The 22,197-nt window shown below is 65.6% G+C and carries 20 protein-coding genes; 11 read left to right on the forward strand and 9 right to left on the reverse strand.

The window, feature by feature from the left end; translation table 11 throughout:
* Positions 1-4: 4 nt before the first annotated feature.
* A complete protein-coding gene (locus ABGV18_RS07915; RefSeq protein WP_396585570.1) occupies positions 5-673 on the reverse strand; it encodes an META domain-containing protein in 669 nt (222 codons plus the stop codon).
* Between the two features lie 50 nt (positions 674-723).
* Positions 724-1,023: a hypothetical protein gene (locus ABGV18_RS07920; protein WP_396585571.1), complete on the reverse strand. Its 300-nt coding sequence runs from the start codon at positions 1,021-1,023 to the stop codon at positions 724-726.
* Positions 1,024-1,189: 166 nt separating this feature from the next.
* Between ABGV18_RS07920 and ABGV18_RS07925 the strand changes: the two genes are divergently transcribed.
* From ABGV18_RS07925 to cfa, 3 genes are all read left to right on the forward strand, one after another.
* Positions 1,190-1,795 (forward strand): NUDIX domain-containing protein, encoded by a 606-nt coding sequence (locus tag ABGV18_RS07925; protein WP_396585572.1) that lies wholly within the window; start codon positions 1,190-1,192, stop codon positions 1,793-1,795.
* A 162-nt stretch (positions 1,796-1,957) separates the two neighbouring features.
* Positions 1,958-4,540, forward strand: a complete 2,583-nt coding sequence (gene acnB / locus ABGV18_RS07930) for a bifunctional aconitate hydratase 2/2-methylisocitrate dehydratase (RefSeq protein ID WP_396585573.1) — start codon at positions 1,958-1,960, stop codon at positions 4,538-4,540.
* A gap of 525 nt (positions 4,541-5,065) precedes the next feature.
* Positions 5,066-6,229 (forward strand): cyclopropane fatty acyl phospholipid synthase, encoded by a 1,164-nt coding sequence (cfa, locus tag ABGV18_RS07935; RefSeq protein WP_396585574.1) that lies wholly within the window; start codon positions 5,066-5,068, stop codon positions 6,227-6,229.
* 60 nt (positions 6,230-6,289) lie between these two features.
* Here the strand turns inward: cfa and ABGV18_RS07940 are convergent, their stop codons facing one another.
* Together ABGV18_RS07940 and ABGV18_RS07945 are read right to left on the reverse strand one after the other, a co-directional pair.
* Positions 6,290-6,538 (reverse strand): hypothetical protein, encoded by a 249-nt coding sequence (locus ABGV18_RS07940; protein WP_396585575.1) that lies wholly within the window; start codon positions 6,536-6,538, stop codon positions 6,290-6,292.
* 9 nt (positions 6,539-6,547) lie between these two features.
* Positions 6,548-8,338 carry an ATPase, T2SS/T4P/T4SS family gene (locus tag ABGV18_RS07945; protein ID WP_396585576.1) on the reverse strand — a complete coding sequence of 597 codons (1,791 nt, stop codon included), beginning with the start codon at positions 8,336-8,338 and terminating at the stop codon, positions 6,548-6,550.
* Positions 8,339-8,459: 121 nt separating this feature from the next.
* On the opposite strand from ABGV18_RS07945, the gene ABGV18_RS07950 reads away from it, so the two are divergent.
* Positions 8,460-8,921, forward strand: coding sequence for a YcgN family cysteine cluster protein (locus ABGV18_RS07950; protein ID WP_396585577.1), 462 nt, complete (start codon positions 8,460-8,462; stop codon positions 8,919-8,921).
* A gap of 9 nt (positions 8,922-8,930) precedes the next feature.
* Here the strand turns inward: ABGV18_RS07950 and ABGV18_RS07955 are convergent, their stop codons facing one another.
* The 3 genes from ABGV18_RS07955 to nth all read right to left on the reverse strand — a co-directional run bounded on the left by ABGV18_RS07955 (position 8,931) and on the right by nth (position 12,478).
* The gene (locus ABGV18_RS07955) at positions 8,931-11,255 is read right to left on the reverse strand and encodes a heavy metal translocating P-type ATPase (protein ID WP_396585578.1); all 2,325 of its coding nucleotides are present in this window, start codon (positions 11,253-11,255) and stop codon (positions 8,931-8,933) included.
* A gap of 100 nt (positions 11,256-11,355) precedes the next feature.
* Positions 11,356-11,787, reverse strand: coding sequence for a DUF1841 family protein (locus ABGV18_RS07960; protein WP_396581505.1), 432 nt, complete (start codon positions 11,785-11,787; stop codon positions 11,356-11,358).
* A gap of 7 nt (positions 11,788-11,794) precedes the next feature.
* Positions 11,795-12,478 (reverse strand): endonuclease III, encoded by a 684-nt coding sequence (nth, locus tag ABGV18_RS07965; protein WP_396581506.1) that lies wholly within the window; start codon positions 12,476-12,478, stop codon positions 11,795-11,797.
* Positions 12,479-12,605: 127 nt separating this feature from the next.
* Here nth and ABGV18_RS07970 point away from each other — a divergent pair, with 127 nt between their 5' ends.
* Together ABGV18_RS07970 and ABGV18_RS07975 are read left to right on the forward strand one after the other, a co-directional pair.
* A complete protein-coding gene (locus ABGV18_RS07970) occupies positions 12,606-13,130 on the forward strand; it encodes a hypothetical protein (protein ID WP_396581507.1) in 525 nt (174 codons plus the stop codon).
* 5 nt (positions 13,131-13,135) lie between these two features.
* Positions 13,136-13,720, forward strand: coding sequence for a cob(I)yrinic acid a,c-diamide adenosyltransferase (locus ABGV18_RS07975; RefSeq protein WP_396581508.1), 585 nt, complete (start codon positions 13,136-13,138; stop codon positions 13,718-13,720).
* On the opposite strand, the gene ABGV18_RS07980 is transcribed toward ABGV18_RS07975, so the two are convergent.
* Positions 13,690-15,066 (reverse strand): YihY/virulence factor BrkB family protein, encoded by a 1,377-nt coding sequence (locus ABGV18_RS07980; RefSeq protein ID WP_396581509.1) that lies wholly within the window; start codon positions 15,064-15,066, stop codon positions 13,690-13,692. The two genes, ABGV18_RS07975 and ABGV18_RS07980, sit on opposite strands and share 31 nt — an antisense overlap.
* Before the next feature lie 240 nt (positions 15,067-15,306).
* Between ABGV18_RS07980 and thiD the strand changes: the two genes are divergently transcribed.
* From thiD to ABGV18_RS07995, 3 genes are read left to right on the forward strand one after another with little or no spacing between them, the layout of a single operon-like run.
* The gene (gene thiD / locus ABGV18_RS07985) at positions 15,307-16,167 is read left to right on the forward strand and encodes a bifunctional hydroxymethylpyrimidine kinase/phosphomethylpyrimidine kinase (RefSeq protein ID WP_396581510.1); all 861 of its coding nucleotides are present in this window, start codon (positions 15,307-15,309) and stop codon (positions 16,165-16,167) included.
* 20 nt (positions 16,168-16,187) lie between these two features.
* The gene (locus tag ABGV18_RS07990; protein ID WP_396581511.1) at positions 16,188-16,535 is read left to right on the forward strand and encodes a YqcC family protein; all 348 of its coding nucleotides are present in this window, start codon (positions 16,188-16,190) and stop codon (positions 16,533-16,535) included.
* A 32-nt stretch (positions 16,536-16,567) separates the two neighbouring features.
* On the forward strand, positions 16,568-17,770 hold the full coding sequence (locus tag ABGV18_RS07995) for an O-succinylhomoserine sulfhydrylase (protein WP_396581512.1): 1,203 nt from the start codon (positions 16,568-16,570) through the stop codon (positions 17,768-17,770).
* Positions 17,771-17,789: 19 nt separating this feature from the next.
* Here ABGV18_RS07995 and ABGV18_RS08000 read toward each other — a convergent pair whose 3' ends face one another.
* Entirely contained in the window at positions 17,790-18,698 is a 909-nt protein-coding gene (locus ABGV18_RS08000; protein WP_396581513.1) for a hypothetical protein, read from the reverse strand.
* 219 nt (positions 18,699-18,917) lie between these two features.
* Here ABGV18_RS08000 and ABGV18_RS08005 point away from each other — a divergent pair, with 219 nt between their 5' ends.
* Both ABGV18_RS08005 and gltX read left to right on the forward strand, forming a co-directional pair.
* Positions 18,918-20,528: an ArnT family glycosyltransferase gene (locus tag ABGV18_RS08005; RefSeq protein ID WP_396581514.1), complete on the forward strand. Its 1,611-nt coding sequence runs from the start codon at positions 18,918-18,920 to the stop codon at positions 20,526-20,528.
* 265 nt (positions 20,529-20,793) lie between these two features.
* Entirely contained in the window at positions 20,794-22,197 is a 1,404-nt protein-coding gene (gene gltX / locus ABGV18_RS08010) for a glutamate--tRNA ligase (RefSeq protein ID WP_396581515.1), read from the forward strand.

Here is a 22,197-nt window from a genome sequence, read left to right on the forward strand (position 1 = left end):
TCGGTCAGTCGTTGATCGGGTAGGTGTCGGGCGGCGGGACCTGCTGGCATTCGCGGGTCTCGCCGTCACGCGTGAAGCGCCCGTTGGTGCCCTTGCCCCAGAACGTCATCTCTCCGTTCTCGTCGCTGTAGCGCGAGCCCGACGCGCTTTCCTCGCGCTTCATCAGGACGGTCTCGCCATCGACATTCAGCCGGATCTGGCCACGGCGAATGACGTCAAAGACCACCGCTTGGCCCTGACAGTCGAAGTGGTAGGTTCGCGTGATCGGCTCGAGCATCATCGCGAGGGTGCGTCCCTGCGCATCGCGCAACAACAGGCGCTCGCCGTCGGTGTCCCACGCCCGAGTGTGCTCGAGTGCCTGAAGAAAGGCCGCCTCTTGCCCCATTTTCAGCTCCGAGCAGCTCTTGCGGGTCACGGCGATCGCGCCATAGCCGTCATCGTTCAGCGGGCGCCGGTACTGGTTGCAGCCGGCGACCCCGCTGAGATTTCCCTCGGCGTCGACCACCAGATCGGTGATCGACGGGTCGATGCTTTCCAGGCCGGCGACATTCGCCAGTCGCCAGTGCGTGTCAGTGGGCGGGGTGGGGGCGGCATGCGCCAACGGGGTGAGCAGACCGGCCGCCAGGCCGAAGGCGAGGGCGCGGATGGCGCGGGTTGGAAAAAGGCTTCCCATGGGACGTGACTCCTTGTCGAGGGGTAAGTGGTTGCGTGTCGAAATGGGGGCTAGCGCTGTTGCGACTTGATGAAATCGTCTAGGGCAACGGCCGTTTCCCGGGGCAGTTGCCGCTGCAGATCGGGGTGCAGCCCGCGGCCGGATTCCCCGGTGATCGGCTGGGTCCAGGTCGGCTGGGTCATCGAGCGGGGCCGGCCGAGATGATCGACCTGGAAGGCATCGGCGCTGCCCTGGGCGCGCATGATCAGCGCCGGCGGCACGTCGTGGATCTCGATGACCGTGCCGCGCTGGTCGCCGATCTGGATTTCGCGCCCGATCAGGGGTTCGAGCAGGGTGAGAATGGTGTTCATGGCATCCATCGGCCGGGCGAGCGTGCTCGCCGAAATGTACGATAGTCTGGAGAATCCGGACAACCCGCCGGTCTGCCGAGCGGCTTTCGCTCAATCCGCCGGCGCGCGGTGCGGACAGGTTAGCCCAGCCAGATCAACCCGAGGATGGTAGCAGGAGCCACCCCCAATGCGTTTCGACCTCTTGGCCAATGAGACCCTCTATCGGGGGGTTTTCTCCCTGCAGCGCTACCGGCTGCGCTTCGAGTATTTCGATGGCAGCTGGTCAGAGCCGATCGAGCGCGAGATCTTCGAGCGCGGCCATGCCGTCGCCGTGCTGCCCTATGACCCCGAGCGTGGCGAGGTGGTCCTGATCGAGCAGTTTCGTCCCGGGGCGCTGGATGCCCCGACCGGCCCGTGGCTGGCCGAGATTGTCGCCGGCATGATCGAGCCGGGCGAATCGGCCGAGGACGTCGCGCGGCGCGAGTCGGACGAGGAGGCGGGGCTTGCGATCGACGAGCTCTATCCGCTGACCCGTTACTGGGTCAGTCCGGGTGGCACCACCGAGAGCATCTACCTGTTCCTGGCCCGAGTGAACACCGCGCAGATCGACCGCGACGGCGATGGGCTGGTCGACGGGCAGTTCGGTCTCGACCACGAGCACGAGGACATCCGGGTGCGGGTGGTGCCGATCGAGCAGGCGTTGTCAGACGTCGAGGGTGGCCGGATCGTGGCGGCCGCCCCGGTGATTGCCTTGCTCTGGCTCGATCGGTTGCGGTTGCAGGGAAAGCTTTGAATGGCCGTGGTTTACCGCGGGTTCCTTACTCCGTCCGATAGGAAGGCACCGGATTTGATAGAATCCCGCGTCTTCGATTCATTGCGACCCGTCACGTGGGTCGGCCGGCCAGGCCGGCACGAAACAACGAATTTCATGATCACAAGCCGTTGAGGGTCACCCATGCTTGAAGCTTATCGCGAACACAAGGCCGACCGTGCCCAGCAGGACATCCCACCGCTGGTACTGACTGCCGAACAGACCGCCGAACTGATCGAGCTGATCAAGAACCCGCCGGCGGACGTGGAGCACGACGAGCTCAAGTACCTGCTCTCCCAGCGCGTGCCGCCGGGCGTGGACAAGGCGGCCTACGTCAAGGCCGCCTTCCTGGCCGACGTGGCCCACGGCCGTGCCGACTCCCCGTTACTTGATCGCCACGAGGCGGTCGAATTGCTGGGCACCATGATGGGTGGCTACAACGTCGATCCGTTGATCGAACTGCTCGACGACGAGACGGTCGGCGAGGATGCGGTCAAGGCGCTCTCCAAGCTGGTGATGGTCTACGACTCGTTCCGCGACGTCGAAGACAGGTACCGCGACGGCAGCGAGAACGCCGGCCGGGTGCTCGAATCCTGGGCCAACGCCGAGTGGTTCGAGGCCAAGCCGGCGCTGGAGGAGGAGATCGAGGTGATCGTCCTCAAGGTGCCGGGCGAGACCAACACCGACGATCTCTCCCCGGCCCAGGAGGCCTGGAGCCGACCGGACATCCCGTTGCACGCCCGCTCGATGCTGCAAGCGAAGATGCCCGAGGCGCTGGACACCATCAAGACGCTCAAGGAGTCGGGCCACAAGATCGCCTACGTGGGCGACGTGGTCGGTACCGGCTCCTCGCGAAAGTCCGCGATCAACTCGGTGCAGTGGCACATCGGCCGCGACATCCCGCACGTGCCCAGCAAGCGCACCGGCGGCGTGGTGCTCGGCGGCAAGATCGCGCCGATCTTCTTCAATACCGCCGAGGATTCGGGCGCCTTCCCGATCGAGTGTGACGTCGATGCGATGGAGACGGGCGACGTGCTCACCATCCGGCCCTTCAAAGGCGAGATCCTCAAGAACGGCGAGGTGATCACCACCTTCAACATGCGTCCGAGCACGCTGCCCGACGAGGTGCGTGCTGGTGGCCGTATCCCGCTGATCGTCGGCCGCGGCCTGACCGGCAAGGCGCGCGAGTCGCTCAAGATGGCGCCCTCGGATGTGTTCCTGCGTGCCGAGCAGCCGGCAGATACCGGCAAGGGTTTTACGCTGGCGCAGAAGATGGTCGGTCGGGCCTGTGGTGTCGAGGGCGTGCGCCCGGGCACCTACTGCGAGCCGAAGATGGCCACGGTGGGCAGTCAGGACACCACCGGCGCGATGACCCGCGACGAGCTCAAGGAACTGGCTTGCCTGGGCTTCTCCGCGGATCTCGTGATGCAGTCGTTCTGCCACACCGCCGCCTACCCGCGGCCGGTGGACATCGCCCTGCAGCACGAACTGCCGGAATTCATCTCCACCCGCGGCGGGGTTTCCCTGCGAGCCGGCGACGGCGTGATCCACTCTTGGCTCAACCGCATGATCCTGCCCGACACCGTCGGCACCGGCGGTGACTCGCATACCCGCTTCCCGCTGGGTATCTCGTTCCCGGCCGGTTCCGGCCTGGTGGCGTTTGCCGCCGCGCTGGGCGTGATGCCGCTGGACATGCCCGAATCGGTGCTGGTGCGCTTCAAGGGCGAAATGCGGCCGGGTATCACCCTGCGTGACTTGGTCAACGCGATTCCCTACAAGGCGATCCAGAGCGGTCAGCTGACCGTCGAGAAGAAGGGCAAGACCAACGTCTTCAACGGTCGCGTGCTCGAGATCGAGGGCCTGCCGGATCTGAAAGTGGAGCAGGCGTTCGAGTTCGCCGATGCCTCGGCCGAGCGCTCGGCCAACGGCTGCACCGTCCACCTCGGCCGCGAGCCGATCAAGGAATTCCTCAAGAGCAACATCACGCTGCTCGAGTGGATGATCAGCCAGGGCTACGAGGACAAGCGCACCTTGGGTCGCCGCATCGAGGCGATGCAGGAATGGCTCGACAACCCGGAACTGCTCGAGCCGGACGCGGATGCCGAGTACGCCGAGATCATCGAGATCGATTTGGATGAGATCACCGAGCCGCTGCTCGCCTGCCCGAACGACCCGGACGACATCAAGCCGCTCTCCGAGGTCGCCGGTGACGAGGTCCAGGAGGTGTTCATCGGTTCGTGCATGACCAACATCGGCCACTACCGCGCCGCCGGCAAGGTGCTGGAGTCCTACGGTGGCTCGGTACCGACCCGCCTGTGGATCGCGCCGCCGACCCGCATGGACCAGCACCAGCTTTCGGAAGAGGGTTACTACAACATCTTCGGCCGCGCGGGTGCCCGTATCGAGATGGCCGGCTGTTCCCTGTGCATGGGCAACCAGGCCCGCGTCGCCGATGGGGCGACGGTAATGTCGACCTCGACGCGCAACTTCCCCAACCGCATGGGCAAGGATGCGCGCGTCTACCTGGGTTCGGCCGAGCTCTCCGCGGTGACCGCGATCCTCGGCAAGCTGCCGTCGGTCGAGGAGTACCAGCAGCACGTCGCCCACCTGGCCACGATGTCGGCCGAGATCTATCGCTACCTCAATTTCAACGAGATCGAGGAGTACCAGGAAGAGGCCACCAAGGGGCTGCAGATGCTCAAGGACATCCCGGTGGTCACTGCCTGATCGGCGTTCCTCCTCTCCCCGGGTATCCCGCCCGGGGCGATGCCGGTTCTCTACCCGCCGAGCGACGCGTGACTCTCCGACCGGAGACACGCGTCGCTCGGCGGTTTTGTTTTCCGACCCCGTTGCCAGACTCCCCGTGAGTGCCAGCTACCTAGATTTTGATCGGCGAATCGTCGATATCCTGCCGCGGGGCCGGGAGGTTCCGACCTGTTCTCCGGAACAGCCGTGTTCGAGGTGGCCGGCCGGATGCGAATAACGAGCGTGAACTCGATCGTGGCGATCGCCGCGGGCGGCGAGACTGTCGAACAGTCACGCCTGTTGACCTAGAGGGGTGCCGATCGGCAACAGGGGATTACCACGGCCACCGGTGCCGTCCGAGGAGTTCACCCGGAACGGATGGCTAGAAAAGGGGCTTGTCGCTCGTATGGAAAATCACCGACCGGCTGCCTAGATTGTTGATTGGGCGCGAGAACGTCTATGCTCGTGTCCAAGTCAGGTGTAACAAGGCAGTCACGGAGGGTCTCGATGAGCAAGCGAATGACCATGGAAGTGGAGCCGGCCGGAGACCGCGCGGTCGCGACCGATTCCCGATTTGCGCAACTGTTGGCGAGGGCCGACATCCGTGTCGACGGCGACCGTCCCTGGGATATTCGCATCCGTGATCCACGGGCGGTCGATCGCATCCTTGGCTGGGGGAACCTCGGTCTGGGCGAGGCGTACATGGCCGGTTGGGTGGAGATCGATCGGGTCGACGAGTTCGTCGATCGCGTGTTGCGGGCCGAATTGACCCGTGAGGTTGGTCGATCCCCGCGCCTGTGGTGGCCTGCGGTCAAGGCGCGCCTGCTCAATTGCCAGACCCGGTCACGCTGCTGGGAAGTGGGCGAGCATCATTACGATCTCGGCAACGAGTTCTACCGCGACATGCTCGACCCACGCATGACGTACACCTGCGGGTTCTGGGGTGATGGGGCCGAGACACTGACCGAGGCCCAGGAGCACAAACTCGATATCATCTGCCGCAAGCTCGACCTCAAGTCGGGACAGCGCGTACTCGACATCGGCTGCGGCTGGGGCAGCTTCATGATCTATGCCGCCGAGCACTATGGCGTGGAGTGCGTGGGGCTGACCATTTCAAAGGAACAGGCCGCCTTTGGGCGAGATCTGGCGGGCGATCTGCCGGTGGAATTCCGCCTGATGGACTATCGGGACGTGGACGAACCCTTCGATCACGTGGTGTCGGTCGGCATGTTCGAGCATGTCGGCCACCACAACTACGATGAATACATGCAAGTCGCCCGTCGCTGCCTCAAGCCCGACGGGCTTTTCCTGCTGCACACGATCGGTACCAACCGCGAGGGCTCGCCGCCGGATCCGTGGACCAGCAAATACATCTTCCCCAATGGCGAGCTTCCGGCCATGCAGCAGGTGATCGATGCCTGCGAAGGGCGTTTCGTGGTCGAGGACATGCACAATTTCGGCGCCGATTACGATCACACCCTGATGGCGTGGCACGAGAATTTCGAGCAAGCGTGGCCGAAGTGGCGCGAGGTGTATGGCGAGACGTTCGGTCGGATGTGGAAGTACTACCTGCAGTCCTGCGCCGGCGGTTTTCGCGCCCGCCAGATCCAGTTGTGGCAGTTCGTGCTGTCGCCGACCGGGGCTCGCGGCGGCTATCGCCGTCCGGTATGAGCCCGCGCGCCGGCGATACCAATCCGCTTGTCGTCGGCTTCAGCCCCAACATCGTAGCGGTTACCCATTCCGCGCCCCGATAACGACCATGGCGACCAGCAACGCCAGGATCAGGCCGATGGCGATGGCCAGGTCGCGCCAGTAGCGCCAGTCCTCGCGCGGGTGGCGCGAAAACGACCAGCCGCGCCGGCGGGGCGGGAGTGTCGGGGGGCGGGTGGTCGTCCGGCGCTCGGCGGGGCGCTTGTGTCGGCGGCGCAGCGCGAGCAGGAGCATGGCAACAGCCACCAGGACGATTAGTAACAAGTCCATAACGCCCCTTTAGTGCCCGTCGCCGTGTTCTTCGGGGCCGCCTAGGTCCTCGAGGCGCACCCGGTAGGCCTCTTCCAGTGAGGTGATCCCGGCACGCGCCATTTCCAGCGCGTGTCGAGTGAGTGTGCGCATCCCCTTGTCGACGGCCAACTGGCGGAGTTCCTCAGTGGTGATGCCCCGGGCGATGTGGTTGGCCATGTCGCGGTCGACCACGATCAACTCGTAGGCCATGGTGCGACCGACGTAACCGGTCTGGTCGCAATGATCACAGCCGGTCGGGTGCCAGAAGGCCTCGTTGTCGTCCACGCCCATGGTTTCGCGCACCAGCGGTTCGGGTTGGTGCTTTTCCTTGCAGTGCGAGCAGAGAATGCGCACCAGGCGTTGGGCGAGCACGCCCATGATCGTGGAGCTGACCAGGTACGGGGCGACGCCCATGTCGACCAGGCGGGTGACCGCGCTGGAGGCGTCGTTGGTGTGCAGCGTGGAGAACACCAGGTGCCCCGTGAGGGCGGCCTTGACCCCGCTTTCGGCGGTTTCCAGATCACGCATTTCGCCGATCATGATCACGTCCGGGTCGTGGCGCAGGATGTTGCGCAGCGCCCGGCCGAAGGTGTAGCCGATCCCGGCATGCACCTGGACCTGGTCGATGCCGTCCATGTCGTACTCGACTGGGTCCTCGACCGTGATGATGTGCGGGTCGCCGGCCTTCACTTCCTGGAGAAGAGAGTAGAGCGTGGTGGTCTTGCCCGACCCGGTCGGACCGGTCACCAGGATCATGCCCTGGGCCCGGGCGATCAGGTTGCGGATGATGCGTTCGTCGGACTTTGAGAGCCCCAGCGCGTCCAGGGGCTGGAGGCCCTTGTTCTTGTTCAGGATGCGGATGACCACGCTCTCGCCGTTGAAGGTCGGCATGACCGAGATGCGCAGATCCACTTCCTGCTTGCCCATGTGCACGCGCGCGCGGCCATCCTGGGGCAGGCGGTGTTCGGCGATGTTCATCCGGCCGAGGATCTTGATGCGCGCGACCACCGCCGCCAGATGGGCCTTCTCGATCGAGCGGATCGTCTGCAACGTGCCGTCGAGACGGAACCGGACCAGCACGTCGTCACGTCGCGGCAGGAAATGGATGTCCGAGGCCCCGCGGCTGATCGCCTGCATCAGCAGGGTATTGACAATCTTGACCACGGGCGGGCTGGTGGCCTCGTTCTCGATCTCCTGCTCGGGAACCGGCCCCGGCTCCTCGCCCTCGTGGCGTAGCAAGGGTTCGCGATCATCGTCGATCGTCCCGACCCCATAGGCACGGTTGATCGCGCTGGCAATCTGGTGGGCCGTGGCGAGCACCGGCTCGATGCCCAGACCCGTGTAGAAGCGCAATATCGACAGCAGTTCCTGGTCGGTAGGCCGGGCCGAGGCCACCACCAGCACGGAATTCCGGCGGGCCAGTGGCAGGACGTTGAGGCGCAGGGCCATCTCGTAGGGGATCTGTGCGGCAACATCCGACGGTGGCACGAAGGCTCCGAGATTGACCTGCGGGATGCCAAGCTGCGCGCAGAGCGCCTGTTCGAGCTGTTCGGGCGAGATGATCTTGCGTTCGACCAGCCAGTCACCCAGGTGGGTTGCCGGGTGGTGTCGCAACGACTCCAGCGCACCCTCGAGCGCCTCGCGACTCAGCACGCCGTGCTGCACCAGTACCTCGCCCAGGCGCTGGACCCGCGCGTTGCGCGCCGAATGCAGTGCTTCGTTGATGTCCGTCTCGCTGCCGATGCGCATTACCGGCATGGCCGGGGCCGTTTCCGTCATCGTTGGTCCTCGTTACGTGATGGTCGAATCATCGCATACCGCCCGCCATATCCGCAGGCCCCGATTCCCAGCGTGGTAGGCTGCGGTCCCCTTTGTCTACCCGTACAAACCCGGTCCGTCCATGAGCGAAAACCAGCCATTCTGGCGCCACAAGCGTCTCACCGAGATGACCCCAACCGAATGGGAATCGCTTTGCGATGGTTGCGCCAAGTGCTGCCTGGAAAAGGTGGAAGACGAGGGCGGCGACGTCTATTACACCGACGTGGCCTGTCACCTGCTGGACGCCGGCACCTGCCAGTGCAGCGATTACCTCAACCGCCAGACCCGGGTGCCCGGATGCGTCTGGTTACGCCCCGAGGACGTCGAGGAGTTCGACTGGCTGCCGCCGACCTGCGCCTACCGGCGTATTGCCGAGGGGCGCGACCTGCCACCGTGGCACCCGCTGCTCACCGGTGATCCCAGCAGCACCATGAAAAGTGGCTACTCGGTTACCGGTCGGGCCGTGATCGCCAAGACTGCCGACCGCGAATCGATCGACTGGGAGACCCACATCGTCGACTGGCCACTCGAAGAGAGCGACTAGCCGACCAACTCAATCCAGCCGGATCATCCGCAGCCGCAACGCATTGCCGATCACGCTCACCGAGGAGAATGACATCGCGGCCGCCGCGATGATCGGCGAAAGCAATATGCCGAAGAACGGGTAGAGCAGGCCGGCGGCGATCGGGATGCCCGCCGTGTTGTAGGCGAAGGCAAAAAACAGGTTCTGGCGGATGTTGCGCATGGTGGCCCTCGACAGGCGGTGGGCCTGCACCAGCCCGTCGAGGTCGCCGCGCAGCAGCGTGATCCCGGCGCTCTCGATGGCCACGTCCGTGCCGCTGCCCATGGCAATGCCCACGTCGGCGGCGGCCAGGGCCGGGGCATCGTTCACCCCGTCGCCGGCCATGGCGACCACGCGCCCCTCGGCACGCATTTGTTCGACCACCTCGCTCTTGCCCTCCGGGAGTACCCCGGCGCGCACCTGATCGATGCCGATCTGCCGGGCGACGGCGTGGGCGGTCGCCTCGGAATCCCCGGTGAGCATCACCACCTCGAGTCCCGCTTCCTGCAGGCGGGCAATCGCATCGGCGGTCGATTGACGAATCGGGTCGGCGATCGCCAGTAGGCCGGTGGCCTTGCCGTCGATCGCGACGAAAATCACCGTCGCTCCCTCCTCGCGCCACGACTCTGCCGTGTCCGCCAACGATTCCGTGCCAACGCCGTGGTCGTCCATCAGGCGCTGGTTGCCCACCAGCAGGGATTGACCATCGACTTGGCCGGTTACGCCCTTGCCATTCTCGGCATCGAAGTCGTCGGCACCCGGCAGGTCCAGTTGTCGTTCGCGGGCCTCGGCGACGATCGCCTCGGCCAGCGGGTGTTCGCTGCCTTGTTCCAGTGCGGCAACCCGACGCAACAGCTCGTCTTCATCAATGGAGCCGGTTGCCTGGATGCGGGTCACGCGCGGGCGGCCCTCGGTGAGCGTCCCGGTCTTGTCGATCACCACCGTGTCGACCTGTTCAAAACGTTGCAGGGATTCGGCATCACGAATCAATACCCCGGCACGCGCGCCACGACCGACGCCCACCATGATCGACATCGGGGTGGCCAGGCCCAGGGCACAGGGACAGGCGATGATCAACACGCTGACCGCCGCGATCAGGGCATAGGCCATGGGCGGCTCGGGACCGACCACCGACCAGATGATGAAGGCAACCACCGCCGCGGCGATGACGCTGGGCACGAACCAGGCGGCCACGCGGTCGGCCAGCCCCTGGATTGGGGCACGGCTGCGCTGGGCCTTGGCCACCATCTGCACGATGCGCGAGAGCATCGTGTCGCGCCCGACCTTGTCGGCGCGCATGACGAAACTGCCTTGACCGTTGATGCTGCCGCCAATGACGGTGTCGCCCGGCTTTCGGGTGACCGCCATCGGCTCGCCGGTGATCATCGACTCGTCGATATTGGAACGCCCCTCCAGGATCTCGCCGTCCAGCGGGACGCGATCGCCGGGACGTACGCGCAGGCGATCGCCGATCTCGACCTCGTCCAGCGAGACATCCTCTTCCTGTCCGTCCTTGATGCGGCGGGCCGTGGTCGGCGCCAGGTCGAGCAAGGCGCGAATTGCCCCGGAGGTCTTCTCGCGGGCGCGCAGTTCGAGGACCTGGCCCAGCAGGACCAGCACCGTGATCATCGCCGCGGCCTCGAAATAGACGGCAACCGAGCCGTCGGCCTGCCGGAACGCCGCTGGGAAGATGCCGGGGGCGGCGGTGGCGACCAGGCTGTAGGCCCAGGCCACACCGGTCCCCAGCGCGATCAGGGTGAACATGTTGAGCTGACGGTCGACCACGGAGCGCCAGCCCCGCACGAAGAACGGCTTGCCGGCCCCCAGGACCACTGGCGTGGCCAGCAGTAACTGAATCCAGTGGTTCACCTGGGGCGCAATCCACTGGTCGATGCCGAGGAAATGCCCGCCCATGGCCATGAGGAACAGCGGCAGGGCCAGCAGCGCGCCGATCCAGAACCGCCGGGTCATGTCGATCAGTTCCGGGTTGGGGCCGTCGTCGCGGCTGACGGTCTCCGGCTCCAGCGCCATGCCGCAGATCGGACAGCTTCCTGGTCCCTGCTGGCGGATCTCGGGGTGCATCGGGCAGGTGTAGATTGCCTCGGGATCCGCCGGGGCGGTCGCCTCGTCCGACGGGTTGTCGTCGGACAGGTAGCGCTCGGGGTCGTCGTCGAACCGCTCCCGGCAGTGGGCCGAGCAGAAATGGAACGTCTCGCCTTGGTAGTCGCTGTGGTGTTCGCTTTTGGCCGGATCGACCTGCATGCCACAGACCGGGTCGGTGACGTGCTGCGTGGTATCGGTCGTCGGCTGAGTCATTAGGTCGGACCTCGAACGGGGTGGAGACAGATGTCTCGTTGGAGCCTAGACCTCAATCGGAGTGGGCGACTAACTGGTTGGTCGAGCGGTGAGGTGAGACTCAGCGCTTGAGCTTGTCCTTGAGGCACTCCATGAGCAGGGTCTCGTCCGGCGGGCCACCATTCTGCTGGGCCTGCCAGAGGGCCTCGCCGAGGCAGTCGATCATCTCGTGTTCGGCCTCGAGCGGGTCGGCTTTCTTCAGGGACAGTTCCGAATGCACCGAGCGGATGCCGGCGGGCCGGTCGGTCTGCACCATCTCGCGCAGGGACAGGTGCATGCTCATGTGCAGGAAGGGATTGGTCACGCCCATCTCCGGCGGCCAGTCGGCCTCCAGGGCGAACTCGGGCTGGTCGAGCAGCGAGTGATATTCGGGGTGATCACGAATCACGTCGAAGAGCATCTGCTCAATCGGCGCCAGCGGCTTTTTCTGTTTGCCCTTGGTCCAGGCATCGATGAAGGGCTGGCGCATCTTGCGACGGTCGCTGGAGTACATGGACGGCTCAACTGTCGGTGGGTTCGGTGGCGTAGCGGGCGATGAGCTCGGGGCTGCATGCCTCGGTCTTGTAGCGATAATCGCACAGGTCGCAGACGATGCAGGCGCCGCAATCGGGTTTGCGCGCTTTACAGACGTAGCGGCCATGCAGGATCAGCCAGTGATGGGCATCGAGCTGGTATTCCTTCGGGATGACCTTGAGTAGCTTGTCTTCGACGGCGCGCACCGTCTTGCCCTTGGCCAGCCCCGTGCGGTTGGCGACGCGAAAGATGTGCGTGTCGACCGCCATGGTCGGCTGGCGGGAGACGGTGTTCAAGACCACGTTGGCGGTCTTGCGGCCGACACCGGGCAACGCCTCGAGGGCCTCGCGATTGGCGGGCACCTCGCCGCCGTGGTTGTCGATCAGCTGTTGGCAAAGGGCGTAGACGTTCTTGGCCTTGGTCTTGTACAGGCCGATGGTCCGGATTGACTCGGTGAGCGCATCGAGCCCGAGATCGAGAATGGCCTGCGGTGTGTTGGCACGTTGGAACAGGGGGCGGGTCGCCTTGTTCACGCCGGCATCGGTCGCCTGGGCGGACAACACCACGGCCACCAGCAGTTCGAAGGCCGAGTTGTACTCGAGCTCGGTGGTCGGCTCGGGGCGTTGCCGCTGGAAACGGGCGAACATCTCGCGGCGGGTGCGGGGATTCATGCGGTCCGGTCACTCGGGAATCGGGTGGTGGGCTGCATGATAAACTCCGCGCCTTCGCCAAAAAACCACCAGACGGACTCGCGTCCGGGAGAATCGAAACGTGGAGAAGTCATCGGGAGTCGGGCCATTGGGAACCGTCGGGGCCGTATGGGGCGTGCTCGGCCTGTGCGCGCTGCTGCTCTGGGCGGTCTACCGCCTATCCTTCTACGCCATCGAGGCCTGGGCGGAACCTTGGGCCTGGTGGCACTGGGTGTTCTTTGCCGGCTGGATGGTTTTCATGCTCTACAGCGAGGGTTACAAGGGCTTTCAGAAAGGGTTCTCGCCGCGGGTGGTCGCCCGGGCGGTCCACCTGTCGCGTCATCCGGTCGCCTGGCATGTGCTGCTCGCGCCCCTGTACTGCATGGGATACATCCACGCGACCAAGAAACGCCGCATCGTTGCCCTGTCGGTGACTGCCGGCGTGGTCATGCTGGTGCTGCTGGTCAGCCGGCTGCCCCAGCCGTGGCACGGGATCGTGGATATGGGCGTCGTCGCCGGGCTTGGCTATGGCCTGATCGCGATTCTGGCCTTTATCTTGAAGGCGCTGTTGGGGCGACCGCTCGACTGGCCCACGGACGTCCCTGAAAGCGAGTCCCTTGTGGGGCAGGGCTGACCCAGATGACGGGATCGAACCACGAGCGCAATCGACTCTCGCGGGTGGTCACCCGCAGTGGAGACCATGGCGAGACCGGGCTGGCCGATGGCCGGCGTCTGGCCAAGGACACCGCCACCATCGAGCTGCTGGGTGAACTCGACGAGCTCAATGCCCGCCTGGGAAGCCTGAGCGTTTCGCTGACGGGCGAGCCGGACAAGCTGGCGTTTGTCCGCGAGCAGCAGCAGGCCGTCTTTGATCTGGGTGGGTTTGTGGCGATGGGGGCGATGGCCGTGGCGAGCCAGTTGCCTTCGCTCGAGCGTCTGGATGCCTGGATCGAGGCCGGCAATCGCGACCTGCCGCCGCTCAAGGAATTCATCCTGCCGGGCGGTACCGAGGCGATGGCGCGCGCGCACCTGGTGAGGACGGCGACTCGTCGTGCCGAACGCCTGGCCTGGTCCTGGTGCCAGGAAGGGGGCGACGCTAGCGAACGTGCCCCGTTGGCTACCTACCTGAACCGGCTTTCGGATGCGTGGTTCGTGTTCGCTCGCCTACTCGATCGCGACGGCCAGCACACGGTCTACTGGCGCGGCTCAGCCGCCTCGGACTGAGTCGCGTCGTCCGACCGCTCTGATGCCGGTTGGGTTGCCGCCAGCGTCGCCTCGCCCATGTCTTCCTCCCATTGCCGGCGGTGCTCGGCAAACCGCTGCAGTGCTGGGATGGCTTTCACCAGTTGCGCGGGAAAGTGGGGTGAGCTGCCTTCGATTGCTTCTTCCACCGCCGCCAGGGTGATGCGCTCGCCGGGCCGTGCCGGCAGGAAGCAGGTGGTGTCGCTCGGCTCGCTGATGCGCAACAGGTTGGCCTCCACCAGCTTTTCCAGCAATGGGTCGATCCAAACGGGTGCCAGTTCCCGATAGTGTTCTACCCGCTCGGCCAGTTGATCGCGGTCCGGCGGCAGTTTGCCGGCCTCGAAGCGGCGCTCGATCTCGTCGAGGAGCACGATGCCCGCCGCCAATCGCGTTCCCGGGTGAACCGGCTCGGGTTTCCCCAGTGTCAGTCGATCGCTGTGCTGCCACGCATAGCTGATGCCCGCGCCGATCAGCACGATCATCCAGGCAATCTGCAACCAGATCAGAAAGAGCACCAGCGAGGCGAAGGCCGAATACACGGCGGTGTAAGCGGTCGATCCGGCAATCAGTCCGCCGAACACGAAGCCTAGTAGGCTCCACAGGACAGCGGCCACCAGCCCGCCCACCAGCGCCGAGCTGAGGCGCACCCGCGTATTGGGGATGAACAGGTAAAGAAAGGCGAACGCCCCGGTCCAGATGGCCAGCGGAACGAGATACCCGAGCCACTTGAGCAGGGTGGCCAGCACCGAGAGCTCGGCGAACTCGCGAACGCCAGGGGCGGCAAACAGGGTGGCCGTCAGGCTGCTGGCGGCGATTACCAGCACCGGGCCGACCATGAGGACCGAGAGATAGTTGGCGAAACGGGCCGACATCGATCGCAGCTGGTGCACGTTCCAGATGCGGTTGAAGACCCGTTCGATCTTCTGCATCAGGGCGATGACCGTGAAGAAGAGCAGGGCGATGCCGACGGCACCGAGGATACCGACCCGGATATTCTCCACGAAATCGAGCAGGCGCAGCGTCAGTTCGTCCGCGGCCTCGCCCAGCGGCGCCATCAGCGAGAGCAGGAACGGCTCGACCACCGAGGCCGAGCCGAAGGCCTTGAGCACCGAGAACGCCACCGCCAATAGCGGCACCATCGACAGCAGCGTGGTGTAGGAGAGGCTCATTGCGTTGAGTTGCAGATCCCCGCGCGAGGCCGAGAACAACACACTCAAGATGGCGCGGATCAGTCGCTGGGCGTTTCGGCCGAAATGACTGGTCGGGCGCTCATGCCAGATCCAGCGTTTGGCCGAGTGGAACCATTGGCGGGGCGTGAAGGGAATCATCGAATCAGCCGGGTCCTTCGCGTGGCGTGGGTGGAGTGTGCGGCGGGCGGGGTGAGGTTTCGGCCAGCGGCCTGTGTCCGCGGCAGTTCGGCGCCTGCCCCGGGCGTAACCGTCCGGGCGTCGTTGGCATGCCGCGCCGGATCAATGCGTGTGGCGCTGGCTGCGTTATCATGCTCGACCCGGCGCCATCGTGACGCCGTTGCCGCTACGGCCTTATCGTTCGAGGGAGCTTAGCACCAGATGGAAACCACAACGACGCTCACCGACACGCCCGAGGTCCCGGTCGTCCTGGCCATTGCCGGACATGACCCCAGTGGTGGGGCCGGCATCCATGCCGACATCGAGGCAATCGTCAGTCAGGGCGTGCATCCGACCACGGTGATCACCGCGTTGACCGTGCAGGACACGGTCAACGTGCACGGCTTCGTCCCCAGCGATCCGAAGCTCGTCATCGACCAGGCCCTGGCGGTGCTCAAGGACATGCCGGTCGGCGCGATCAAGATCGGCATGCTCGGCACCGTCGAACTGGTCGAGGCGGTCGCCTCGGTGTTGGCTCGCTACCCGGATATTCCGGTGGTGCTCGACCCGGTGCTGGTCGCCGGCGGTGGCGGTTCGCTGGCCGAGAATGCGGTCGCGGCGGCAATCGTCGAACACCTGTTCCCGCGGGCCACCATCGTCACGCCCAATGCCCACGAGGCGCGGGTATTGGCGCCGAATGCGGCCAACCGTGATGAGCGCGGCCAGATGCTCTCGGCGCTCGGGGCGGAATACGTCCTGCTTAAGGGCGGCGACGAGCCGGGCGAGAAGGTGGAAAACTGGCTCTACGGCGTCGAACCGCCACGGCGTTTCGTCTACGAGCGACTGGCTGGCCAGTTCCACGGCTCGGGCTGCACCCTGTCCTCGGCCATCGCCGGGCTGATCGCCCAGGGCAGTGACCCGGTCAATGCCGTGCATGAAGGGCTCGAATACACCCACCAGACCCTGATGCACGCGGCGGCCATCGGCCGCGGCCAGCTGATCCCCCACCGGCTATTCTGGGCCGACGATGAGGGTGGGACGGACATGAACGACGAACCGCCCGGCTCATCACGGGTGCACTGAACGCCGACAAAGAGGGTTTAATGGACAACGTTCGCCCCAGCACTGACATGATGCTGCGACAGCTCGACCAGATTGCCCACGAGATGCAGCAGGCCGGTCTCTGGTCTGATCAGCGACCCAGCGAGCAGGCCTTGGCCAGCCCCCATCCGTTCTGCTTTGATACCTTGGCGTTCGAGGAGTGGCTGCAGTGGAAATTCCTGCCGCAGATGAGTGAGCTGCTCGACCGGTTTGGCACGCCACCGGAAAACTGCTCGATGGCACCGCTGGCCGAGCATCAATTTGCCGAACTCGAGGAAGAGACCGACCGCCTGCTGGCGGCGATCGCCGAGTTCGACAACCTGGCCTGGCATTTTTTCAACGCCCGCTGACGGCGGGCTCGATCGACAAGACCGGATATCCCATGACCGATCCGCACCGCCCCGATCCCGACTGGTCGCTCGCGACCCAGGCCATCCGCGTCGGTCACCATCCGACCCCGGAGCGTGAACACGGCGAGCCGATCTTCACCACCTCGAGTTTTACCTTCGAGTCGGCCGAGCAGGCCGCGGCGCGCTTCGCCGGCGACGAGCCGGGCAACATCTACGCCCGCTTCACCAACCCGACTACGCGCATCTTCGAAGAGCGCCTGGCGGCGATGGAAGGGGGCGAGGACTGTGTCGCCACCGCCTCGGGCATGGCCGCGATCCTGACCACCTTCATGGCGCTGTGCGAGGCCGGCGACGAGGTGGTGGTCGCCCGCCAGGTCTTCGGCACGACCAAGGTGCTGTTCGACAAGTACCTGGCCAAGTTCGGCCTGGTGGTGCACTGGGTGGACCTGACCGATTGGTCTCAGTGGGAGGCCGCCGTCAACAAGCGCACGCGCCTGCTGTTTATCGAGACGCCCTCGAATCCCTTGACCGAGGTGGCCGACATCCGCCAGCTGGCGGACCTGGCCCATGCATTTGAGGCGGCGCTGGTGGTGGACAACTGTTTCTGCACGCCGGCTTTGCAGCGGCCGCTGAGCCTTGGGGCGGATATCGTGATTCACTCGGCAACCAAGTTCCTCGACGGGCAGGGGCGCGCCATCGGCGGCGCCGTGGTGGGTGACGCCGAGCGGGTGGGCAAGGAGGTGCGTGGCTTCCTGCGTACCTGCGGGCCGACCATGGCGCCATTCAATGCCTGGATCTTCGCCAAGGGCCTGGAGACCTTGAACCTGCGCATGGAGGCCCACAGCCGCCATGCCCGCGAGGTGGCCGACTGGCTGGTGGCCCACGAGAGGGTCGCGAAGGTGCATTTCCCGGGACTCGCTGACCACCCACAGGCGAAAATCATCGCCAAGCAGCAGTCCGGCCCGGGGGCGATCGTCTCGTTCGTGGTCGAGGGTGGGCGCGAGAAGGCCTGGGAGGTGATCAACCGCACTCGGATGCTCTCGATCACCGCCAACCTCGGCGATACAAAGACCACCATCACCCATCCGGCGAGCACCACGCACGGTCGATTGAGCCCCGAGGCACGCGCCGAGGCGGGGATCGATGAGGGATTGATTCGCCTGTCGGTGGGACTCGAGGATCCGCAGGACATTATCGCCGACCTGGCGCGCGGGCTGGGCGATGCCATCGATTGAGGGCGGGCGCTCCCGCGGTCTACCGCACCTGCACCAGATCGCCGCGCTCGACCGATCGATTTCCCTGGTAACGCACCGTGGCGTCGTTTTCGCCCAGGAAGATGACCCGGACCTCGCCCAGGTTCATCGGTTCGCGCACCGGGCCGGCAGTGATTTCCATGACAGGACGAGTCAAGAGATTGACGCCGAGCGAGTCGGTCGGTACGCCCGGTTCGACGACGATCAAGCGATCGTCGGCGGCCAGCCCGTCGGCTCGTCCAAGATCGATCCGCAGGTCGGTGCCGCCGCCGCGACTTTCGGTGGACAGCACCCGCCCGACCAGCGGCCGGCATTCCAGCGTGTCGAGCACGTGTTGCGCCACCGTCTCGATCGCGGCATCCAGCGACTGACCCCAATCGCTTTCCCAGAAACGGGTCGAGTCCGCGGCGATCTCGGGCGAGAACGGTTTGCCGTCGGTGGTGGACAGGTCAATCCGCCAGGTATCCAGCCGCGCGCCCCGGGCGCCATCGTCCAGGGTGGCAGTAAGCTGTCCGCCGCGAGGCTCGTAACGATCGGGCAGCAGAACGATGCCCGAGGGGCGGCCCTCGGTGCCAACGTCGCTCGCCACCAGTCGCAGGAAGTAGGGCGCACCATGGCGGGAGAACCCGTCCATCGCGGGCTCCAGCCCCTCGCTTCGGGTCGGCGGAGTGATGTCGACCACCTGCTGTCCGGCCGCTTCCAGTCGGCTCGCTAGCCGGTCGGCGAGAGCCGCTGGAAGCCCCCTGACGTCCCCGGGCTCGTGGGTGAGTCGGGCCTCGGTCATGACCAGCCGGTGATTGGCTTGGCAATGGTCGGAGTCGGTTGCCGGCGCGGCGGTTGTCGCGATCGGCAGGAGTAGGGCAGCGAATGCCAACCAGGTCGTGTGGCGCGTGACGGGGTGTCCGGTCATGGGTGGTCTCGGCATTGGGAGCATGGTAATCAGTGATCGTGGGTGTTCAGCGTATCTCTGGAAGCACGAGATGTGCCATCGCTCCTTTTCGCGGTCCCGGTTCGGTGATCGGGCAATCGGTCGAATGGCTGCTTGAGTCGATTGGGGCGAAGAGAATGGGAAAATACCTGCGATCAATACCCGGGCTATACCGGGGTGACTCGAGTCGGGAGGACTGATATGTCGGGGAACGGCGCCTGGAATCGTGTTTTCGAATGGGGCTGGTTGCCACTGTTCCTGGTGGTGATGACCGTCGCGCTGCTGACGCGACCGCTGATGCCGGTCGACGAGACGCGCTACCTCGGCGTCGCCTGGGAGATGTGGCAGTCGGGCTCGTGGGTCGTGCCGTTGCTCAACGGCGAGCCCTACAGTCACAAGCCGCCGCTGTTGTTCTGGCTGATCCACGCTGGTTGGGCGGTGTTCGGCGTCAACGAGATCACGCCGCGGCTCGTCGGCCCGGCCTTCGCGCTGGGCAGCCTGTTCCTGATCCGCGCCGTTGCCCGTCGGTTGTTCCCGACTCGGCCGGTCATTGCCAGTCTGGCGCCCTGGATTCTCGCCGGGACGATCTACTGGCTGGGTTTCGCCACCATGACGATGTTCGATCAGCTGGTGGTCTTCTTCGTCCTGCTCGGCATTTTCGGCCTGCTTGAACTGGGACAGGGCCGTCGTCGCGGCTGGTTGTGGCTGTTTCTGGGGACGGCGCTGGGGGTGCTTGCCAAGGGGCCGTTTGCCCTGATCTACCTGGTGCCACTAACGGTTGTCGCCCCCTGGTGGGCCGGGGTGGGGGTGTCCTGGCGCTGGTTCTTCCAGGCCGGCGCGGTCGGGTTCCTCGGCTCCTGCGTGGCGCTCGGTTGGGCGCTCTGGGCGGCCCAATTGGGTGGGCCCGCCTACGCCGAGGCAATACTCTGGGGGCAGATGGCCGGGCGGGCCGTGGACGCCTTCGATCATGCCCAGCCCATCTACTACTACGTGTGGGTGCTGCCGCTGCTGTTTCTGCCGTGGACACTGATCCTGCCCGGGGTGCTGCGACGCGTGTGGAAGGGTCGCGGATCGGGCCAATCGGTCTGGCCCGACCCGCAGTTTGCCCGACTGATGCTGGCCTGGGTGCTGGTGCCGTTCGGTCTGTTGTCGCTCGCTTCGGGCAAGTTGCCGCACTATCTGCTGCCGGTGATCCCGGCGCTGTCACTCGCCACGGCGGCCTTGCTCGCCGGCCTGGTCGAATCGCCGCAGGCATTGCGCAGCCGGGCGGTGGCCGTCTTCTGGTGCGTGATGGGGCTGGTGCTCATCGTGCTGCCCTGGTCGACGAGTCACGGGCTGACCGCCATGCTGCCGGGTGGGGTAAGTGCCGTGGGCGTGGCGTTGCTGTTCGGTGGCGCCTGGCTGTGGGTCGCTCGTCGCGGGCCGCGGCAGTTGGTGGCGGTGGCGCTGGCCACCGGTGTCGGAATGGTCCTGCTTCACCTGGCGTTGCTGCCGTTGCGCCCGGCCTTCGACTTCAAGTCGTTCGCGACGCGGGTCGGCGAGTTGCAGCACGGCGGCCATCCGATCGCGTTTGTGGGCAGGTATCGCGACGAGTACAGTTTTTACGGCCGGCTGAGCCAGCCGGTGGTCGAGCTGGGCGGCGAGGCGGCCGCGAAGGAGTTCTGCGCCGCCTCGCCCGACGGTATCGTGGTGCGGCGCCTGCGGGGGGCGGTGCCGCCCGAGGCGCTCGTCTCGACCCAGTTTCGCAGCAAGCACGACGTGGCCCTGCCATGTTCCGCTCTCGCGTCATCGAATCGTGCCGAGGCTCCTTAAGGAACCTCGGCACGATTCGATGGCGCCTCTGGCGAGTCCCATACGGGCGGGCCGCCAAGGACCCATTTGCGGCGTTGCACTCCTTGTGAATGACCACCGCCATTCACGGCGGACTGCGCCTTGCAACTGGGCCCTTGGCGGTCCCGCAGAGGCACTATCGAATCGTACCGAGGTTCCTTAACCTCTATAATGTCCGCTTTGTCCCGGCCGGGGCGGGCCGCGCCCCGCCATCCGCGACCACGTTTCCGCTGTTCCCGAGGTATCGATGACTGTTCGCACCCGTTTCGCCCCGTCGCCCACCGGCTACCTGCACATTGGCGGCGCCCGTACGGCCCTGTTCAGTTACCTGTTCGCCCGCCGCCACGGCGGCGAGTTCGTGCTGCGCGTGGAAGACACCGACCGCGAACGGTCGAATCCCGAATCAGTCAACGCGATTCTCGAGGGCATGACCTGGCTGGGGCTGGACTACGACGAAGGTCCGTTCTACCAGACCGAGCGCATGGATCGTTACCGCGAGGTGATCGACCAGCTGCTCGTCGAGGACAAGGCCTACTACTGTTACGCCACCCGCGAGGAGCTCGACGCCCTGCGCGAGGCGCAGATGAAGCGTGGCGAGAAGCCACGCTACGACCGTCGTTATCGCGATTTCACCGGCACGCCACCGGAAGGCGTCAAGCCGGTGGTGCGTTTCAAGAACCCGCTCGATGGGCTGGTGGTGGTCGAGGATGCCATCCGCGGCCGGGTCACGTTCCGCAACGACGAGCTCGACGACCTGATCATCGCGCGCGGCGACGGCACCCCGACCTACAACCTCACGGTGGTGGTCGATGACATGGACATGCAGATCACGCATGTCGTGCGTGGTGACGATCATCTCAACAACACCCCGCGCCAGATCAACCTCTACCGGGCGTTGGGTGTCGAACCGCCGGCGTTCGCGCACCTGCCGATGATCCACGGCCCGGACGGGGCAAAGCTCTCCAAGCGCCACGGGGCGGTCAGCGTGGTGCAATACCGCCACGACGGCTTTTTGCCCGAGGCGTTACTTAATTACCTGGTACGCCTGGGCTGGTCGCACGGTGACGAGGAGATCTTCTCTCGCGCCGAGCTGGTGCAGCTGTTCGATCTCGTCGATGTCAATCATTCGGCCTCGAGCATCAACCCGGAAAAGCTGCGCTGGCTGAACCAGCACTACATGCGCGAGCTGCCGGTGGCCGACGTGGCCGCCGAACTGCGCTGGCACCTCGGCCACCTTGGCATCGACCCGGATGAGCAGGGGCCGAAGCCGACGGCGATCGTGCCGGCCTACGTCGATCGTGTGCACACGCTGGTCGAGATGGCCGAGGAGGCCCAGCCGTTCTACCAGGATGCCGTCGAACCCGACCCGAAAGCGATGGAGAAGCTGGATGCGTCGGCGGCAATGGTGGTCGACGCGCTGCTCGTTGCCCTGGAGGACGATGCCGCCTGGGAGAGCAGCGAGACGCTGGAGTCGGCGGTCAAGGGCGTGGCGAAGACCCTCGATCTCAAACTTGGCAAGGTGGGGCCGGTGCTGCGACTGGCCCTGCTGGGGCACACGTCGTCGCCGAGTTTCGGGGTGATCCTCGAGTTGATGGGCCGCGTGCGCAGCCATCAGCGCCTCAACGCCTTCCGGGAACGGATCGGTTCGTGA

The sequence above is a fragment of the Guyparkeria halopsychrophila genome, from assembly GCF_044582135.1.
Taxonomy (GTDB): Bacteria; Pseudomonadota; Gammaproteobacteria; order Halothiobacillales; family Halothiobacillaceae; genus Guyparkeria.